1 protein-coding gene is annotated in these 214 nt (G+C 60.3%); it reads left to right on the plus strand.

The window, feature by feature from the left end; genetic code table 11:
• Positions 1-214 (plus strand): hypothetical protein (locus RUR_RS11500; RefSeq protein ID WP_283134973.1); only part of this gene is annotated, 214 nt, incomplete at both ends.

Below are 214 nucleotides of genomic sequence, written 5' to 3' on the forward strand. Positions count from 1 at the left end.
GCTGAAACTATCGCCCGGTCAATCACCGACCCCACCTCCCAAGCCAAGGCGCTGAGCCACCTGGTTGGAGCTTTGATTCAGGCCGGGGATCTGAACCGAGCTCGTCAGATTGCAGCGACTGCTGAAACTATCGCCCGGTCAATCACCGACCCCACCTCCCAAGCCAAGGCGCTGAGCCACCTGGTTGGAGCTTTGATTCAGGCCGGGGATCTGA

This window comes from Rhizohabitans arisaemae (assembly GCF_025996515.1).
GTDB classification, from domain to species: Bacteria; Actinomycetota; Actinomycetes; order Streptosporangiales; family Streptosporangiaceae; genus Rhizohabitans; species Rhizohabitans arisaemae.